We start from the raw sequence: 17357 nt of genomic DNA, 5'->3' as shown, positions 1-17357 counted from the left end.
GCGCAGCGCTGTGGTACGGGTGCGCGGCACCTGGGTGCGCGTCCACCGGGTGACCGAGGGGCCGGCACGTCCGGGCGGCTCGGTCTTCGTGCTCCTGCACGGCCTCGGCGTCTCCGCGCGGGAGTTCGCGACGCTCGCCCACCTGCTGTCGACCACCGGCCGGGTGCACATCCTCGACCTTCCGGGGCACGGCGGACTCCCCCGGCCCCGCGGCACCGCTCCCGAGATCGCCGACCTCGCCGCCGTGGTGGCCGAGGTGCTGGACGGGGCGGACGTGCGCTCGGCCGTCGTCGTCGCACACTCGATGGGCGCCCAGGTGGCCACCGAGCTGCTCGTCACCCGCCCGGACCTCGTGGCGGGCGCGGTGCTCATCAGCCCGGTCGTGGATACGGCGGCGCACCGGGTTCTCATCCAGGCGGTCCGCCTCGTCGGGTCGAGCCTGCACGAGACCCCGCGGACCATCGCCATCACCGCACGGGCCTACGCCGCCTGCGGGGTGCGGTGGTTCTCCACGATCGTCCGCGCGATGATGCGCTACCCCGTCGAGGAGCGGATGGCCCGGGTCCGCGCGCCGGTCGTCCTGATGCGGGGCGAGCACGACGCCGTCACGCCGGTGCGGTGGCTGGAGGCGCTGGCGGGTCTCCTCGGCGACGGCGCCGAGACGCGCACCGTTCCCGGCGCGGCCCACAACGTCGTCGTGGACCACGCCGGGGCAGTGGCCCGGGCAGCTCTCGACGTCCTGGCGCGCACCCGGGCCGGTACCGCGTGAGGCCGCTGGCCCGGTTGCGGCTCCCGGCGCGTGCCGCCGACTACGCCTACGCGCTGCGCCACGAGGCGCGGGCGTTCCTCGGCCCCCGCACGGACGCCGCGCGCTACCTGCCGGGAGGTGAGGCGCACCGCGTCGACGCGGCCACCCGGCGCGCACCAGTGCTGCTCCTTCCGGGCGTCTACGAGACCTGGCGCTTCCTCGAGCCCCTCGCCGCCCACCTCGCGGGTGCCGGGCACCCGGTGCACGTCCTGAGCACGCTCGGCGTGAACCGCCGGCCCGTCCTCGACGGTGCCGCGCGCGCCGGGGGGTACCTCGCGGAGAAGGAGCTCTCGGGCGTGGTGCTCGTCGCCCACTCCAAGGGCGGGCTCATCGGGAAGACCCTCATGCTGGCCGACGGCGGCGCGCGTGTGGCGGGCATGGTCGCCGTCGCCACCCCCTGGGAGGGGTCCGTGTACGCGCGCCTCTTCCCACCGGGCTCGGCCGTCCGGCACTTCTCGCCCCGCGACCGTCAGATCCTCGCGCTCGCCCGCGAGCGCGACGTCAACGCGCGGATCGTCACCGTGGCTCCCGCCTGGGACCCGCACATCCCGGGCACCGGCGAACTGCCGGGTGCGCGACGGAACGTCCGGGTCGCCGGGTCGGGCCACTTCCGCGTGCTCGACGACGCCGAGCTGCGCGCGGCCGTGCTCGCGGCGGTGGACGAGCTCGGGACCGCCCCGCCCTGACCCGCGGCCGTCCCGGCGCCCGTGCTCGAGACGGGCGCTCGCGCGCCCGCTCACGCACACCCTCCCGGCGCCGGTGCACGAGGCCCGCACGTCCGCCTCGCCGCTTCCCCTCCCCGATCCGTTGACGGATGAGCCCGGACCCGACAGACTCATTGTCTCAATGCATTGCTTCATTGGAGGAAGCCATGAGCATGCTGGTCCTGCTCGTCGCCGCGGTGGTCCCGGCGGCGCTCGTCGGTGCCCTCGTCACGGTGCTGGTCCGGTCGGGTCGCGGCAGCAGCCCCGTGAACACGCCGGCCGCCACGCTCGTCGCTGCCCGCCGGCACGAGGACGTCGCGACGGCGCTCGGCCTCGCCGGCGGGCTCGCCGTCGCCGCGGCGCTGGTCGCCCTCGCCGGCAACGGCGCACGGCTCGTGCCGGGGCCGCCAGGCCTGGCTGCCGCCCTCGGCCCGACGGCCGGTGCGCTGGTCCACCTCGTCATGCACGCCGTGGGTGAGCGGACCTGGCCCCGCCCCGTGGGCGCCGTGCGGACCGCCGCCCTCCGGCGCCGCACGGTGCGCGAGATCGCAGGCCGTCGCCTCAGCCTCGTCCTCGCCACCTCCGCCCTGTTCGCCGTGGCGCTCGTCCTCTTCATGCTGACGGCCGACGAGACCGGTCGCGCGGTGCCGCTGCTCATCACGTCCGAGGCGGCGTCCGCGGGCATCGTGGGCGGGGCCTCGGGCCCCTACCCGGGCGCGCCGTACGCGCTGCCGATGCTCCTCGGGCTCGCGCTCGTCCTGGCGGGGACGGCGTGGGTGCTCCACCTCGTCGCCCGTCGGCCCGCCGTCACGGGAACGCTCCCCGAGGACGACCTGGGGCTCCGCAGAACCAGCGCGCGGCGCGTCCTGGGCGGGGTCCAGCTCTTCGTCGGCGGCGGTGCGGCCGCCGTCCTCCTCGTCGCGGGCCTGGCGCTCCGCAACGCCGAGTGGTCGCTCGCCGCCTGGTTCGCCGTGCCGCTGGGGCTGCTTGTCGGCGTCGTCTCCCTGGTCGCCGCCGCGCAGGCGTTCGCCCCGGGGGACCCGCGCCCGCGGCAGGAGGGCACCGCCGTCGGGACCGCGCGCCCATGAGCGGGCGCATCACGGTCGACCTGTCCGCGGGGGTGCCGCCCTACGAGCAGATCCGCGCCCAGGTGGCCGCGCTGGTCGCGGCGGGCACCCTCACCGCCGGCGACCGTCTCCCCACGGTCCGGGACCTCGCCGCGGACCTGGGCGTCGCCGTCGGGACGGTCCAGCGCGCCTACCGCGAGCTCGAGGCGCAGGGCACGGTGCTGTCGCGGCGCCGCACGGGCACCGTCGTCGCGCCCGCCGCGCCGGCGTCCGACCAGGCGGCGGAGATCCGGGCGGCCGCGCACGGGTTCGTCGGACGGGCGCGCGCGGCCGGGCTGGACGACCGGGAGATCCTCGACCTCGTGCGCGGCGCGCTCATGACAGACCGCTGACGGCGCGCCGAGCGGCTCGGCCCGGCTCAGCTCAGCCCGACCCGGCCCGGGGCGGCCCGGCCCGACCCTGCTCGGCTCTGCTCGGCTCGGCTCGGCTCAGAGACTGACGCCCACCAGCACCGGCTCCGGCACCAGCGTCACGCCGAAGCTGTCCCGAACCCCGTCACGCACCGTACGCGCGAGGGCGAGCAGGTCGGCCGCCGTGGCGGATCCCCGGTTGGTCAGGGCGAGGGAGTGCTTGGTCGACAGGGTCGCCGGCCCGGGCGCGCCGAAGCCCTTGTCGAAGCCGGCGCGAGAGATCAGCCACGCGGCCGAGCTCTTCACCAGGCCCTCGACCACCGGCGCGGCGGCGCCGATCTGGGCGACGCGGGTGTGGTCGGTGACGGGGAAGCGCGGCGCGTCCTCCGGCAGGCGGGCGTCGGCCTCCGCCGTGGTGAGCACCGGGTTGGTGAAGAACGAGCCCGCGGACCAGGTGTCGTGGTCGGCGTCGTCGAGCACCATGCCCTTGCCCCGGCGCAGCTCCAGCACGGCGTCCCGCACCTCGGCGGCCGGGACCCGGGAACCCACGGCGACGTCGAGCCGGCGCGCGAGCTCCGCGTAGCGCACGGGCGCGGAGAGCGTGGCCAGGCGCAGCTGGAAGCTCACCTCCAGCACGACGTAGCGGCCCGTCGGGCCCCAGGTGCGCCCGCCGCCGGCGCCGGCGTCGCTCAGGGACCGCTTGAGGATGCTGGTGCGGTAGCCGAGGCCGAGCTCGCCCACGGCGAGCATCCGGGTGCGCCGTTCGAGACGGTCGTACACCCGCACGGAGGACAGCGTCTCGGCGACCTCCTGGCCGTAGGCGCCGACGTTCTGCACCGGCGTCGCCCCGGTCGAGCCGGGGATGCCGGACAGCGCCTCGACGCCCATCCACCCCTCGGCGACGGCGGTGGCGACCACCTCGTCCCAGGGCTGCCCCGCCGGGACGACCAGGTTGGCACCTGCGCACGAGGAGTCGGCCACGCCGTCGATCCCCCGCCGGGTGTCGCGCACGACGACCCCGTCGAACCCGTCGTCCGAGACGAGGAGGTTCGACCCGCCGCCGAGGACGAGGACCGGGGTGCCGTCGTCGTCCGCGGTGCGCACGGCCTCGACCAGCTCGGTCTCGGTCGCGGCGTCGACCAGCTCACGCACCGGCCCGCCCACCCTCAGGGTGGTGAGCGCGGCGAGCGTGGGCACGGCGGCGACGGCGGCGGCCGCGGGTGCGGAGCCGGGAGTGGGCGCGGGGTGTCCGGAGGTCTGGGTCACCGTCCCAGGCTACGTCGCCGGGCCGGAGCGGTCAGTGTGGCCCGTCGCACGCCGGACGGTCCAGGGACCGACCACGTTCACCCCAGCCGGACCACCGCCTGCGCTTTGGCGAGCACCGTGGCCCCGCCCGACGTCACCGTCAGGTCGACGCGCACCGAGCCCTCGCCGAGGTCCACCGCACCGACCTTGCCGACCACCTGCACCTCGGCCGACCCTGGGTCAGGAACCTGGATCGGGCGGGTGAAGCGGACGCCGTACTCGGCCACCGCGCCCGGGTCGCCGGCCCAGTCCACGACGGCGGAGCCGGCGAGCCCCATCGTCAGCATGCCGTGGGCGATCACCCCGGGCAGGCCGACCTCGACCGCGAACCGGTCGTTGTAGTGGATCGGGTTGAAGTCCCCGCTCGCGCCGGCGTAGCGGACCAGCCGGTCCCGGTCGACGGGGTAGGTGCGGCTGAACAGCTCGGTGCCGACCTCCAGCTCGGTCAGCACGGGTCGCGTCCCACGGTCCAGCACCTCGTTGTGCTCGCTCACTTCTCGGGCCCCCTCACGGCCAGCGTCGACGTCACGGTCGAGACCGGGGCGTCGGCGTCGTCGGCGATCTCCGCACGCGTGGTCACCAGGGTGATCCCGCCGCGCTCGACGATCTTGTCCACGTGGACGGTGGTGCGCAGCCGGTCCCCCGCCACGATGGGCCGGTGGTGGACGAAGCGCTCCTCGGCGTGCACCACGCGGGAGAAGTCGATGCCCGACTCGGGCGCGGCGACGTACGCCTGCTCGGCCCGCTGCGCCAGGACGACTGCGAAGGTGGGCGGCGCCACCACGTCGGAGTAGCCCAGCGCCCACGCGGCGTCGGGGTCGGTGTGCGCGGGGTGCGTGGCCCCGGTCGCGGCGGCCATCTCGGCGATCTTCACGCGGGAGACCTCGTACGTCTCCGTCGGGGCATAAGAACGCCCCACGAGCGTCTTGTCGACGCCGGTGGGGCGGGTGCTGGACTCGGTCATCGCCCCAGACTAGAGGGGCGCGACCGGATCGGTCAGCGGGTCTCGCGGTGCGTGGTCTTGGCGTTGCAGCGCGGGCAGTACTTCGCCAGCTCGAGACGGTCGGGGTTGTTCCGACGGTTCTTCTTGGTGATGTAGTTGCGCTCCTTGCACACCTCGCAGGCGAGGGTGATCTTGGGGCGGACATCTCCGGACTTGCTGGCCACGGCGTTTCCTCACGTTCGACTGTCGTGCGAGCGGCCATTCGGCTGCTTCGTCGTTCACTGCTTGGTAGCGGGGGCGGGGCTCGAACCCGCGACCTCACGATTATGAGTCGTGCGCTCTCACCAACTGAGCTACCCCGCCGCGTCCTGACGCACCGCCGTCGTCCATCATACGACGGTCCTACAGACCAGAGCCCCGAAAGGGAATCGAACCCTTGACCTTCTCCTTACCATGGAGACGCTCTGCCGACTGAGCTATCGGGGCAGCGCGGACGAGCCTACCTGCCCGAGCGGCCCAGAGTGAAATCCGGGCCGGGCACAACGGGGGTGAGACCTCTCACACCCCCGTCACGCCCCGGCCGGGCGCCGCCGCTGGTGCGGCGCACGTCCGGCTCGGACATGACAGCGGCCCGCCGGTGGTGCTCCACCGATGGGCCGGTCCGTGGCGAGTGCAGGATTCGAACCTGCGAAGCATTCCGCGGCTGATTTACAGTCAGCTCCCTTTGGCCGCTCGGGCAACTCGCCTCGCACCTCGGAAGGTGCAGGTGGAACGATAGCAAGAACCCCGGGGTGCGCCGAACCAGGGAGCGGGCGACGAACGTCACAGCCGCTTCCGATCGGCCCGACCGGCGTCCCTACTGCACGACCCGACCGCACGACCCAAGGAGCCCGACATGGCCGACTCGTCCTTCGACATCGTCAGCAAGGTGGACCGTCAGGAGGTGGACAACGCCGTCAACCAGGCGGCGAAGGAGATCTCGCAGCGCTACGACTTCAAGAACGTCGGCGCCTCAGTGACGCTCTCCGGGGACACCGTGACGATGACCGCGAACTCGGAGGAGCGGGTCAAGGCGGTTCTCGACGTCCTCCAGACGAAGCTGATCCGCCGTGGCGTGTCCCTCAAGGCCCTCGACCTCGGCGACGGCGAGCCCAAGCCGTCCGGGAAGGAGTACCGGCTCGTGGGTTCCCTCAAGGAGGGGCTGAGCCAGGAGAACGCGAAGAAGATCACCAAGCTCCTGCGCGACCAGGGCCCCAAGGGCGTCAAGGCGCAGATCACCGGGGACGAGGTGCGTGTCAGTTCGAAGAGCCGCGACGAGCTGCAGCAGGTCATCGCTCTCCTCAAGGGTGCCGAGGACATCGACGCCGCGCTGCAGTTCGTCAACTACCGCTGAGAGCTCGGCCACCCGCGAACGCCGCGGCCACTGGCCGCGCGGTCCGTTTGCGCGGTCCGTTTGCGCGGTCCGCGACCACCCCAGAACCGCGCACCTCAACGAGGTCGAGGTTCTGGTTCGTGAACGCGCTCCCACGGACCAGAACCTCGACCTCGTTTGACCGCCGCGGGCGCTCGCTGGCGCCCACCCCGTTCAGCCGCGGCTGGGGGGTTCGTTGACGCCCCACGTCGTTCACCCGCGGGCGGGGGTTCGTTGACGCCCCACGTCGTTCACCCGCGGGCGGGGTTCGTTGACGCCCCACGTCGTTCACCCGCGGCTGGGGGTTCGTTCGCGCGCTCGCCCTGTCAGCGGCCCGCCCGTCGTAGCGCGGTCTCGATCTGCTCCCGCACCAGCCACGGCCGTTCGACGAGCTGCCGCCACGTGAAGCGAAGGACCGTGTACCCGGCCAGCGTCAGACTGTTCAGCCGCTCACGGTCGGCCTCGAAGTCCTGGTGGGCACGCCTGCCGTCCACCTCGACGATCAGTCGGGCGGCGCGGAACAGCACGTCGGCGCGCGCGAGCACCCTCCCACCCTCGACAATCGGCTGATCCGCCTCCCAGCCGCCGATGCCGGCATCGTGCAGGAGGATGTGCAGACGACGTTCGGCCTCGCTGAGAGCTCCAGACCGCGTCGCGGCCAGCAGACGGCGAAGCTGTCTGACACCGGGCGTCCCACTGCGCTCACTGACTGCCTTGACGAGGTCAGCCACCGTGAGGATCTCCCGCGTACGAACCCAGGCCATCAGCCTCTCGGCCTCTTGGTACGGCAGGAGCGCGAGGCAGTCGAGCGCCGTCCGCCGTCGACTGGTGAGGCGGAACGAGAGCATGCGGCGCACGTCCCGCCGGTGAACGTCGAAGTAGTGCGGGGCCATGCCGCGCCCGGCCTGCCGCCGACCACGCAGCACCACGTGCGCCGACCCGTCGTCCTGCACAGGCATCCCGTGAAGCAGCGCCGCAGTGCGAAAGCACAGGACGGCGTCGGGCCAGGTCAGCGCGGCACCCACCGCCCGGAGCCTCACCTCGTCGATGACACCCTGCACACCCGCAGCTCCGTCCACGTGGGCGGCGCCGACGAGATGCCTCCACCTCTCCCGCGCCAGCCGACCACGGACGACCCCGCGGGTGAGCCCCGCGTCCGACGCCATCCGGAGCGTGAAGACACCGAGAACGGCAGCGCGACGCAACCTTTCGTCGGCCGCCGCGAGGGCCGCTCTGTCCATGACTCGTAAGCATGCGGAGTCCAGCTGAACGTGGCCTGCGGGATCCACAACCTCGCTGACCCACGCAGGCGATCCACCGGTGGTCCGCCGCCAGGCCGCTCGATGCGGGAGTGGGGAGCCCGCAGCACACATAGCGCGCCGACTCCGACTGCGCCTGCACCTGCACCTTCACCTCCGCCTACACCCGCACCCGCACCCGCACTTGCACCTGCACCTGCACCTGCACCTGCACCGTGCCGCACAGAGAGCCGTGTCGCGAAGCGGTCACCACGCGGATCGCAGCTGACTCCGCGACCGCGACCGCGATCGAGGTCGAGGTCGAGGTCGAGGTCGAGGTCGAGGTCGAGGTCGAGGTCGAGGTCGAGGTCGCGATCGAGGTCGAGGTAATGGCGAGAGAATCGCCCCCCACGAGCCAGATCCTCGATCTCGTGAGGTGGAGCGGTCCGTATGAAGGGGCCAGGGCAGGTGAGGCCTCCGTTCCCGGCGGCCCTCCGACCCGAGCGCAGGCTCCTCTGAGCAGCCCGTCGTGGGTGCGGCCATGCCGCGGGTCAGTACCCCGCCATGCGCTCGAGCCGGGCGATGCGCTCGTTCATGGGCGGGTGCGTGGCGAACAGCTTCGTCATGCCGCCGCCGCGGAACGGGTTGGCGATCATCATGTGGCTGACGTTCTCCATCCGTTGCGTCGGCTGCAGCGGCCGCGCGGCGGCACCCTGCTCGATCTTGCGCAGGGCGGCGGCGAGCGCGAGCGGGTCTCCGGTGAGCTGTGCGCCGTCCTCGTCGGCGTCGAACTCCCGCGTCCGGGAGATCGCGAGCTGGATCATCGTCGCGGCGAGCGGGGCGAGCAGGGCGGTCGCGAGCAGAGCCAGCGGGTTCGCCCGCTCGCGGTCCCCACCGCCGAAGAAGAGCAGGAACTGCGACACCGCGGTGATCAGGCCGGCGACCGCGGCGGCCACCGAGGACGTCAGGATGTCGCGGTTGTAGACGTGCATGAGCTCGTGCCCCAGCACCGCGCGCAGCTCGCGCGGCTCGAGCATCCGAAGAATGCCCTCCGTGCAGCACACGGCGGCGTTCTGAGGGTTGCGGCCGGTCGCGAAGGCGTTGGGCTGGGCCGTCGGGGAGATGTACAGGCGGGGCATCGGCTGGCGCGCGGCCGTCGCGAGCTCGCGGACCATCGCGTACAGGCCAGGCGCCTCGGCCTCGCTGACCGGGCGCGCCGCCATCGCCCTGATGGCGAGCTTGTCGGAGTTCCAGTAGCTGTAGAACGTCGAGAGCAGCCCGATCCCGGCGAACAGCCAGATGAACATCGAGCTCCCCGTGCCGTTGGCGATCAGGGCGCCGACGGCCAGCAGCACGACCCACATGCCCGCGAAGAGCAGGGTTGTCTTCAGGCCGTTGCTGAAGCGGCGGTTCATCTGGCGCATTCCTCCTCGTGACGTATCGGCGACGGCGCAGGCACCGCAGCGCTGTCAGCTGGTCCAACGCTCCTTCCGGCGGCCTCGTTCCCTAGTGTTGCCCCATGCGCGCGTATCGGACGGGTGACTCCTGGCACCCCGACGCGTCACGCGCAGACCCGTACGCCGACCTCCTGGCTCAGGGGCCGCCGAGCTCCCGAGACCGCGACGACGGCGCCGCTCCCGGTGGCGGACCGGCCGGCGCAGCTCCCGGTGGCGGACCGGCCGGCGCAGCTCCCGACGGCGGACCGGCCGGCGCAGCTCCCGACGGCGGACCGAACCTCCCCGCGCACCCGGCGGGGAAAGGCAGTGGCCACCAGCCGGGCCCTCGCTTCGACGTCACGGTAGTCCAGCCCGGCATGCTCTCGCCGCGCCGCCCGGGGCGGCGGCCCGCGCACGGGGCGCCGCCGAACGCGGCCCCACGGAACGTGCACCCGCGTCGGAGGAGGAGCTTCCGCCCCTTCTACACGCTCGCCGCGTGGCTGGTGCTCGGCCTCGGCGTCGGCGGCGCCTTCCTCGTCGGTCTCGCCGTCGACCGCCTCGGCGCGTGGGACCACCAGGTGGCGCTGCTGGAGGACGCCGAGCTGACCTTCCCGCGGTCCCAGGAACGCTGGATCTGGTTGCCCGAGGAGCGCCTCGGCGACATCGCCTGCATGGGCACCGACGGTTCGGGAGCCGACCTCCCGATGCGGCCCGCCCTGGGCTACGACCACGACGGCTACGCCTCCGCCTTCCGCTTCCCCACCGGCGACGGCGCCGTCACCCTGCGGTGCGACGGCGCTCCCTCCCCCGCCACCTCGGGCTGGACGCCGAGCGGCACCGAGTCGGTGCGGGTGGCCGAACCGGTGGACCGGGCGGGCGATCTGCCGTTCCTGCAGGCGACCTTCATCCTCACCCTGGGCGGCCCGGCGCTCGGCCTCGTGGTTCTCGCCGGGACGCTGGTCACCCATGCCGTCGCGAAGGCGCGCGACGCCGCAGGACGACGGCGGCGCTGACCGCCGGGGCCGGAGGCTGCGCTGACCGCCGGGGCCGGAGACGGCACGACGCCGGACGGAGGCTCCGTCCGGCGTCGTCCTCACCACGACCGGTCCTGTCACAGGACCGGGGCACCTCACACGAGGGTGCCGTCGTGCTCCTCGCCGCGGCTGATGGCGGTCATCGTCTCGCGGTGGACCACCTTGACCCGCTCGCGGGGGCCCGCGGCGAACTGCTCGCCGAGGGACTGCTCGTAGGCGTCGAGCAGCTCCCAGCCCTGCCAGGTCGTGTACCGCACACCGGCCTCGTCCAGGGCGGCGAGCATCGCGTCGTGGCCCACCGCTGCCTCGTCGTCGGTGCGGGCGCGGAGCAGGCCGGCCTCGGCGTCCTCGACCACGTGGCCGATCGTCTGCCGGGCGTCCGACTTCGTCGAGCCGATCAGGCCGACCGGGCCGCGCTTGACCCAGCCGGTGGCGTAGACGCCGGGAAGGTAGTCGCCGTCCTCGCCGAGCACACGGCCCTCGATGTTCGGGATGACGCCGCGGATCTCGTCGAAAGGCAGCCCGGGAACCGGGGAGGAGAAGTACCCGACGGCCCGGTAGACGGCCTGGACGGGCGTGTCGACCATCTCGCCGGTGCCGCGGACGTTGCCGTCGCCGGTGAGCTCGGTGCGCTCGGTGCGGATGGCCTCGACCTTGCCGTTGCCGAGGATCTCGACGGGCCGGTGCAGGAAGTGCAGGTGGATCCGGCGCGAGGCCGTGAGCTCGTCCTTTTCCTTCAGGGTCCAGTCGATGAGGGTCTTGACCACCTGCTTGGTCTGGTTGGAGGAGCGGATCGCCTCCTCGGAGCCCTCGTCGAACTGGAAGTCCTCGTCGTAGACGATGACGTCGACGTCGGGAACCTGGCCCAGCTCGCGCAGCTCCAGCGGCGTGAACTTCACCTGGGCGGGCCCGCGGCGGCCGAACACGTGCACGTCCGTCACGGGGTTGCTGCGCAGCCCCTGGGCGACGTTCGCCGGGATCTCGGTGGGCATGAGGTCCTCGACGTGCTTGGCGAGCATGCGGGCGACGTCGAGCGCGACGTTCCCGACGCCGACGACGGCGACCTCCTTGGCCTCGAGCGGCCAGGTGCGCGGGACGTCGGGGTGGCCGTCGTACCAGGAGACGAACTCGGAGGCGCCGTAGCTGCCGGGCAGCTCCACGCCGGGGACGTCCAGCGGGGCGTCCCGGTCGGACCCCGTCGAGAAGATGACGGCGTCGTAGTGCTGCTGCAGCTGCTCGAGCGAGACGTCCTTGCCGACCTCGACGTTGCCGATCAGCCGGATGTCCCCGCGCTGGAGGATCTTGTAGAGCGCGACGATGATCTGCTTGATCCGCGGGTGGTCGGGCGCGACGCCGTAGCGCACGAGGCCGAACGGGGCAGGGAGACGCTCGAAGAGGTCGATGCTGACCTCCAGGCCGGACTTCGACAGGATGTCTGCCGCGTAGATGCCGGCCGGGCCGGCGCCCACGAGTGCCACGCTCAACGGGCGGGAGCTGGTCACGGGTACCTCTCGTCGGGGTGTTGACCGCCCGAGCGCACGGGCGCGCGCGTCCAGGGCGGAGATGTCCGCCGTCCAGTGTATGGGCAGCACGCCGCCCGGGGCGGCGCCGGGACGTAGATCACACCGCTGCCCGACCGGAACGACGGCGACGGCTTTTCCGACGGCGCACGGCCTTCCCGGCGATCGGCTTCCCGACGGCGAACAGCCGTTCCGGCGGGCGCACCGCCTTCCCGGCGGCGAAAGGGTTTCACCGCGCAGCCGCGGTCGTGCGAGAGTGCCCAGCGTGACCGCCGTCCCCTCTCCCGCAGCCGGGGCCGCCCCGGGCGAGCCCGAGCTGGACCGGAGGGGACTCGCGCTCGGGCTCGGCGCCTACCTGCTGTGGGGCGCCTTCCCGCTCTTCTTCCGCCTGCTCGAGCCGGCGGCGGCGGTCGAGATCGTCGCGCACCGGGCGGCCTGGTCGCTCGGGTTCTGCCTCCTCGTCCTGGCGCTGACCCGCTCGCTGCGTGCGGTCCTCCCGGCCCTGCGTGAGCGCCGGACCCTGGCCACCATCGCCGTCGCCGCCGTCCTCGTCGCCGTCAACTGGCTCGTCTACGTCTACGGCGTGAACTCCGGACGGACGGTCGACGCCGCGCTCGGCTACTTCATCAACCCGCTCACCACGGTCGTCCTGGCGGTGGTCGTGCTCGGCGAGCGCCTCCGCGCCGCGCAGTGGGCCGCGTGCGGCATCGGTGCGGCCGCCGTGGTGGTCATCGCCGTCGGGTACGGGGAGCTGCCGTGGATCGCGCTTTCCCTGGCGACCACCTTCGGCCTGTACGGCCTGGCGAAGAACCGGGTCGGACGAACCGTCGGCGCCCTGCCGGGTCTCGCCGTGGAGACCGCCGTGCTGTTCCCCGTCGCCCTCGCGTACCTGGGGTGGCTCGCGGCCACCGGCAACGGCTCGTTCGGCGACGACGCCGCCCACAGCGCCCTGCTGGCCGCCTCCGGCCCGCTCACCGCGGTGCCGCTGCTCCTCTTCGGCGCCGCCGCGCGCCTGCTGCCGCTGAGCGTCGTCGGGATGCTGCAGTACGTCACGCCGGTGCTGCAGCTGGCCGTCGGCGTGGTCATCTTCCACGAGCCGATGCCGCCGGAGCGGTGGGCCGGGTTCGTGCTGGTGTGGGTGGCGATCACGGTCCTGACGGTCGACGGCTACCGCCACCGCCCGCCGCGCGTCCGGCTCCGCCGCGCCTGACGACGGCGGGGCCGGGCCCGACCTCGGCGGAGCCGGGGCCCGACGACGCTCGAGCGCGCGCCGGCCGGGCCCGGCCGCCCCGCCGGGGATCAGGCCAGCCGGTCGACCAGCAGCCCGGCGAACGCGCCCAGCGCGTCCTTGACCGGGGAGGCGGGCAGCGGCTCGAGCTCCGCGACGGCGTCGTGCGCCCACTGCTCCGCGAGCTCCCGGGCCTGGGCCACGACCTCGTGATGGCGCAGGTCGGCCACCACGGCCCGCAGGGCGTCGTCGGAGGCCAGCTGCTCGGCCCCGAGGCGCTCCAGCACCGCGGCGCCGCGCTCGTCGAGCGTGCCCGCGGCGAGGCGCTCGCGCAGGAGCAGCACCGGCATGGTGTCGACGCCCTCGCGCAGGTCCGTACCGGGCGTCTTGCCGGTGGTGGCGGCGTCTGCGGAGAGGTCGATGACGTCGTCGGCCAGCTGGAACGCCACACCCACCTTCTCGCCGTACCGGGTGAGCACCTCGGCCACCTCGGGGTCGGCGCCGGAGAACACCGCTCCGTAGCGCGCCGCCGTCGCGATCAGGGAGCCCGTCTTGTCGGCCAGCACCTGGATGTAGTGCTCCACCGGGTCCTGGCCCTCGGCCGGCCCGAACGTCTCGTGCAGCTGGCCGAGGCACAGCCGCTCGTAGGTCTGAGCGTGCACGCGCACGGCCTCCGTGCCGAGGGAGGCCACCAGCAGCGACGCCCGCGCGAGGAGCAGGTCCCCCGTGAGGATCGCCACCGAGTTGCCCCAGACCTCGTGGGCCGCCGGCGCCCCGCGCCGCATCGGCGCCGAGTCCATGACGTCGTCGTGGTACAGGGTGGCCAGGTGCGTCAGCTCGACGGTGACGGCCGCGTCGCGCACGGCGTCGTTCGCGCCCTCCCCCAGCTCCGACGCCAGCAGGGTCAGCAGCGGCCGCAGCCGCTTGCCGCCCGCCGCGGCCAGGTGGGACGCGGGCGGGTCGACGAGCCGGTCGCCGCCGACGACGGCGCGGGCCAGCCGCGCCTCGACGTCGGCCAGCTCGGGCAGGAGGCGTGCCTCGAGCTCGGGGTCGCCGAGCGGCAGCATGGTTGTGCTCACGGGAGGAACCGTACTCATGGGAGGAACGTGCTCGCCTGCTCGGCCAGATTCAGGACAGGCCCGGGCAGGACGCCCAGGAGCACGGTGCCGACCACGCACACCGCCACGGCCACCGTGGTGAGGCCCTCGGAGGAGACGACGGCGACCGTCTCGCCGTCGGGCTCCGTGAAGAACATCAGCACGACGAGACGCACGTAGAAGAACGCCGTCGCCGCCGAGGCCAGCACCGCGAGGACGACGAGGACCGTCTGGCCGCCGTCGACACCGGCCGTGAACACGGCGAACTTGCCCATGAACCCGGCGGTGAGGGGGATGCCGGCGAAGGACAGCAGGAAGAGCGTCATGGCGACGGCGGCCACCGGGTTGCGCCGCCCCAGCCCGGCCCACTGCGACAGGTGCGTGGCCTCGCCGGTGACGTTGCCCGCCGTGTCGCGCTCCCGCACGAGGGTCACGAGGGCGAAGGCGCCCACCGTGGCGAGGCCGTACGCCAGCAGGTAGAACAGCACCGCGCCGATGCCGATGCGCTCCAGCGCCACGACGCCGATGAGGACGAAGCCGGCGTGGGCGATCGAGGAGTACGCGAGCATGCGCTTGACGTCGGTCTGGACGATGCCGACCACCGTGCCGACCAGCATGGTCAGGATGATGACGACCCAGAAGAACGGCGTGAGGTCCCACGACATGTCCGGCAGGACGACGTAGACGAACCGGAGCAGGGCGGCGAACGCGGCCAGCTTGGTGGCGGCCGCCATGAACCCCGTGATCGGCGTCGGCGCCCCGGTGTAGACGTCCGGCGTCCAGGCGTGGAACGGCGCCGCGCCGACCTTGAAGAGCAGGCCGACGATCACGAGGATCGAGCCGGCGAGCAGCATCCCGTCCATGCCGACCGTCACCGGGACGGCCTGGGCGAGCCCGGAGAAGCGCACCGTGCCGGAGTACCCGTACAGCAGCGCGATGCCGAAGATCACGAACGCGGAGGCGAAGGCGCCCAGCAGGAAGTACTTCAGGGACGCCTCCTGGGAGAGGAGACGACGGCGCCGAGCCAGGCCCGAGAGCACGTACAGCGGGAGCGAGAGCACCTCGAGCGCGATGAAGAGCGTCAGCAGGTCACCCGCCTGGGCGAAGACGAACATGCCCGCGAGGGCGAAGAGCGTCAGCGGGAAGACCTCGGTCTGCGCAAGCCCGGTGCGGGTGGCGTCGGCCTCGTCGGCGGAGCCGGGCCGGGCGGCGGCCTGCGCCACGAACGCCCCCTCGCCGGACTCGGTGCGGTCGGCGATGACGAGCAGGCCGACCAGGCCGAGCAGGGCGAGCACCGTCTGCGCGGCGAGTGCGGGGCCGTCCTCGATCACGGAGCCGCCGAGGATCTCGCGGGGTCCGCTCTCGCCGACGACGGTCCAGCGCCAGACGACGGCGACGAGGGACCCGGCGGTGGCGAGCAGGCCGAGCACCAGCTGGACGGCCCGGCGGCTTCCGCGCGGCGCGAAGGCCTCGACGAGCACGCCGAGGACGGCGGCCCCCGCCAGGATCAGGGTCGGGGTGAGCGCGGCCCAGTCGATTTCCGGGGCGACGAACGTGTTCACTTGCTGCTCCCCTCCTCCGCGGCGGTCGCCGGGAGGTTGCCGCCTTCGGCGGTGTCGATCGAGCTGGGCTGGGTGATGGCGAGGTCGGCAGCCACCGGGGTGACGGCGTCGATCACCGGGGCCGGGTAGAACCCGAGGAAGAGCATCGCGGCGACCAGCGGCGCGACCACCCACTTCTCGCGGGCGCCGAGGTCAGGCATGCGCAGCAGGACGTCGCGCGTCGGGCCGGTGAAGATGCGCTGGTAGGGCAGCAGCACGTACACGGCCGCGATGATCACGCCGAGGACCGCCACGACGCCGGCGACCACCGAGACGCGGTAGGTGCCCAGCAGCACGAGGTACTCGGGCACGAACCCGCTCAGGCCCGGCAGGGCGATGGACGCCAGGCCGGAGATCAGCCACGCCCCCGCGATCAGGGGCACGACCCGCTGCATGCCGCCGTAGGCGGGGATCTCCTGCGTGCCGCCGCGCTGCGTGAGGAACCCGGAGACCAGGAAGAGCGCGGCCGTGGAGACGCCGTGGGCGACCATGTAGACCATCGCGCCGGTCAGGGCCACCTGGTCGCGCACGAAGATGCCCAGCACGATGAAGCCGAAGTGGCTCACCGAGGTGAAGGCGATCAGGCGCATGATGTCCCGCTGGCCCACCGCGAGCAGCCCGCCGTAGATGATCGAGATCAGCGCCAGGCCGATGATCACCGGGGCCGCCCACTGCGACGCCTCGGGGAACAGGGGCAGGCACAGGGCGATCATCCCGAAGGTGCCGACCTTGTCCAGCACGCCCACGAGCAGCACCGAGGTGCCGGGCGGGGCCTGCTGGGTGGTGTCCGGCAGCCAGGTGTGCACCGGCCACATGGGGGCCTTGATCGCGAAGGCGATGAAGAAGGAGAGGAAGAGGAGCCGCTCGCCCCACGCGGTGGTCTCGACGTTGCCGACGAGGTTGTCGAGCAGGAAGCCCTGCTCCCCGCCGGGGCCGACCAGGTACAGCGCGACCACGCCGACGAGCATGATCAGCCCGCCCGCGAGGGAGTACAGCAGGAACTTCAGCGCGGCGGTGCGGCGACGCGGGCCGCCGTAGTTGCCCACCAGGAAGTAGACCGGGATGAGCATGGCCTCGAACAGGACGTAGAAGAGGAACACGTCCCGGGCGGCGAAGACGGCCACCATGAGCGCCTCGAGGGCCAGCACGAGGGCGACGAAGCCCATCTGCCGGCGCTCCAGGACGGCCCCGTCGGGCACGACCTCCTGCTCCCGCCAGGCGGCGACGAGCACCAGGGGCACCAGGAAGACCGCCAGCAGCACCATCGCCAGGCCGAGCCCGTTGACGCCGACGGCGTAGGAGACGCCGAGCTGCGGGATCCAGGAGGCGACCTCGGTGAGCTGCACCTCCCCGGCCGACGCGAGGTCGAACTGGGTGGTCATGGCGACCGCGCCCAGCAGCACCAGCAGGGAGACCGCGAGCCCGAAGGGGCGGGCGACCTTGTGCAGCGGCCGGACGAGCCACAGCAGCGCGGCGGCCGCGAGCGGCACCACGATCAGCAGGGTCAGCCAGGGCAGGGCTGCCTCGTTCATCGCATTCATGTCTTTCCTCTACC

18 protein-coding genes and 3 tRNA genes are annotated in these 17357 nt (G+C 73.1%); 7 read left to right on the top strand and 14 right to left on the bottom strand.

Features of this window, described 5'->3' with window-relative positions; genetic code table 11:
* Positions 1-19: 19 nt before the first annotated feature.
* From KZX45_RS04710 to KZX45_RS04695, 4 genes are all read left to right on the top strand, one after another.
* Positions 20-769 carry an alpha/beta fold hydrolase gene (locus tag KZX45_RS04710; RefSeq protein WP_248256545.1) on the top strand — a complete coding sequence of 250 codons (750 nt, stop codon included), beginning with the start codon at positions 20-22 and terminating at the stop codon, positions 767-769.
* Positions 766-1494, top strand: coding sequence for an alpha/beta hydrolase (locus KZX45_RS04705; protein ID WP_248256544.1), 729 nt, complete (start codon positions 766-768; stop codon positions 1492-1494). The genes KZX45_RS04710 and KZX45_RS04705 overlap by 4 nt, the downstream gene beginning before the upstream one ends.
* Before the next feature lie 185 nt (positions 1495-1679).
* Positions 1680-2600: a hypothetical protein gene (locus KZX45_RS04700; RefSeq protein ID WP_248256543.1), complete on the top strand. Its 921-nt coding sequence runs from the start codon at positions 1680-1682 to the stop codon at positions 2598-2600.
* Positions 2597-2971, top strand: coding sequence for a GntR family transcriptional regulator (locus tag KZX45_RS04695; protein WP_248256542.1), 375 nt, complete (start codon positions 2597-2599; stop codon positions 2969-2971). The genes KZX45_RS04700 and KZX45_RS04695 overlap by 4 nt, the downstream gene beginning before the upstream one ends.
* A 96-nt stretch (positions 2972-3067) precedes the next feature.
* Here the strand turns inward: KZX45_RS04695 and KZX45_RS04690 are convergent, their stop codons facing one another.
* The 7 genes from KZX45_RS04690 to KZX45_RS04660 form a co-directional block, all read right to left on the bottom strand.
* Entirely contained in the window at positions 3068-4255 is a 1188-nt protein-coding gene (locus KZX45_RS04690; RefSeq protein ID WP_308221705.1) for a UDP-N-acetylmuramate dehydrogenase, read from the bottom strand.
* A 77-nt stretch (positions 4256-4332) separates the two neighbouring features.
* The gene (locus KZX45_RS04685) at positions 4333-4788 is read right to left on the bottom strand and encodes a MaoC family dehydratase (protein WP_248256541.1); all 456 of its coding nucleotides are present in this window, start codon (positions 4786-4788) and stop codon (positions 4333-4335) included.
* The gene (locus KZX45_RS04680; protein WP_248256540.1) at positions 4785-5258 is read right to left on the bottom strand and encodes a MaoC family dehydratase N-terminal domain-containing protein; all 474 of its coding nucleotides are present in this window, start codon (positions 5256-5258) and stop codon (positions 4785-4787) included. The genes KZX45_RS04685 and KZX45_RS04680 overlap by 4 nt, the downstream gene beginning before the upstream one ends.
* 32 nt (positions 5259-5290) lie before the next feature.
* Positions 5291-5461 carry a 50S ribosomal protein L33 gene (gene rpmG, locus KZX45_RS04675; RefSeq protein WP_248256539.1) on the bottom strand — a complete coding sequence of 57 codons (171 nt, stop codon included), beginning with the start codon at positions 5459-5461 and terminating at the stop codon, positions 5291-5293.
* 62 nt (positions 5462-5523) lie between these two features.
* Positions 5524-5600 (bottom strand) — tRNA-Met (locus KZX45_RS04670).
* Positions 5601-5650: 50 nt separating this feature from the next.
* Positions 5651-5723 (bottom strand) — tRNA-Thr (locus KZX45_RS04665).
* Between the two features lie 178 nt (positions 5724-5901).
* Positions 5902-5983, bottom strand: a tRNA-Tyr gene (locus KZX45_RS04660).
* Positions 5984-6132: 149 nt separating this feature from the next.
* Between KZX45_RS04660 and KZX45_RS04655 the strand changes: the two genes are divergently transcribed.
* Positions 6133-6630, top strand: coding sequence for a YajQ family cyclic di-GMP-binding protein (locus KZX45_RS04655; protein ID WP_248256538.1), 498 nt, complete (start codon positions 6133-6135; stop codon positions 6628-6630).
* A 344-nt stretch (positions 6631-6974) separates the two neighbouring features.
* Here the strand turns inward: KZX45_RS04655 and KZX45_RS20190 are convergent, their stop codons facing one another.
* From KZX45_RS20190 to htpX, 3 genes are all read right to left on the bottom strand, one after another.
* Positions 6975-7673, bottom strand: coding sequence for an endonuclease domain-containing protein (locus tag KZX45_RS20190; protein WP_248256537.1), 699 nt, complete (start codon positions 7671-7673; stop codon positions 6975-6977).
* Positions 7674-8067: 394 nt separating this feature from the next.
* Positions 8068-8298, bottom strand: coding sequence for a hypothetical protein (locus tag KZX45_RS04645; protein ID WP_248256536.1), 231 nt, complete (start codon positions 8296-8298; stop codon positions 8068-8070).
* Between the two features lie 139 nt (positions 8299-8437).
* Positions 8438-9301 carry a zinc metalloprotease HtpX gene (gene htpX, locus KZX45_RS04640; protein WP_248256765.1) on the bottom strand — a complete coding sequence of 288 codons (864 nt, stop codon included), beginning with the start codon at positions 9299-9301 and terminating at the stop codon, positions 8438-8440.
* Between the two features lie 467 nt (positions 9302-9768).
* Between htpX and KZX45_RS04635 the strand changes: the two genes are divergently transcribed.
* Positions 9769-10335 (top strand): hypothetical protein, encoded by a 567-nt coding sequence (locus KZX45_RS04635; protein WP_248256535.1) that lies wholly within the window; start codon positions 9769-9771, stop codon positions 10333-10335.
* 116 nt (positions 10336-10451) lie between these two features.
* On the opposite strand, the gene KZX45_RS04630 is transcribed toward KZX45_RS04635, so the two are convergent.
* The gene (locus tag KZX45_RS04630) at positions 10452-11858 is read right to left on the bottom strand and encodes an FAD-dependent oxidoreductase (RefSeq protein WP_248256534.1); all 1407 of its coding nucleotides are present in this window, start codon (positions 11856-11858) and stop codon (positions 10452-10454) included.
* A gap of 283 nt (positions 11859-12141) precedes the next feature.
* Here KZX45_RS04630 and rarD point away from each other — a divergent pair, with 283 nt between their 5' ends.
* The gene (rarD, locus tag KZX45_RS04625) at positions 12142-13086 is read left to right on the top strand and encodes an EamA family transporter RarD (RefSeq protein ID WP_248256533.1); all 945 of its coding nucleotides are present in this window, start codon (positions 12142-12144) and stop codon (positions 13084-13086) included.
* 89 nt (positions 13087-13175) lie between these two features.
* Here rarD and KZX45_RS04620 read toward each other — a convergent pair whose 3' ends face one another.
* Genes KZX45_RS04620 through KZX45_RS04610 form a run of 3 tightly spaced genes read right to left on the bottom strand, consistent with a single transcriptional unit; the run spans position 13176 to position 17334 of the window.
* Positions 13176-14201 carry a polyprenyl synthetase family protein gene (locus KZX45_RS04620; RefSeq protein ID WP_374112547.1) on the bottom strand — a complete coding sequence of 342 codons (1026 nt, stop codon included), beginning with the start codon at positions 14199-14201 and terminating at the stop codon, positions 13176-13178.
* A complete protein-coding gene (gene nuoN / locus KZX45_RS04615) occupies positions 14198-15763 on the bottom strand; it encodes an NADH-quinone oxidoreductase subunit NuoN (RefSeq protein WP_248256532.1) in 1566 nt (521 codons plus the stop codon). The genes KZX45_RS04620 and nuoN overlap by 4 nt, the downstream gene beginning before the upstream one ends.
* A complete protein-coding gene (locus KZX45_RS04610; RefSeq protein ID WP_248256763.1) occupies positions 15760-17334 on the bottom strand; it encodes an NADH-quinone oxidoreductase subunit M in 1575 nt (524 codons plus the stop codon). Before KZX45_RS04610 ends, nuoN begins: the two co-directional genes overlap by 4 nt.
* Between the last annotated feature and the right edge of the window lie 23 nt (positions 17335-17357).

It is taken from the genome of Georgenia sp. EYE_87, from assembly GCF_023148685.1.
Classification (GTDB): Bacteria; Actinomycetota; Actinomycetes; order Actinomycetales; family Actinomycetaceae; genus Georgenia.
Note: the sequence above shows the minus strand (reverse complement) of the source record. Positions and strands in the feature narration are given on the sequence as shown.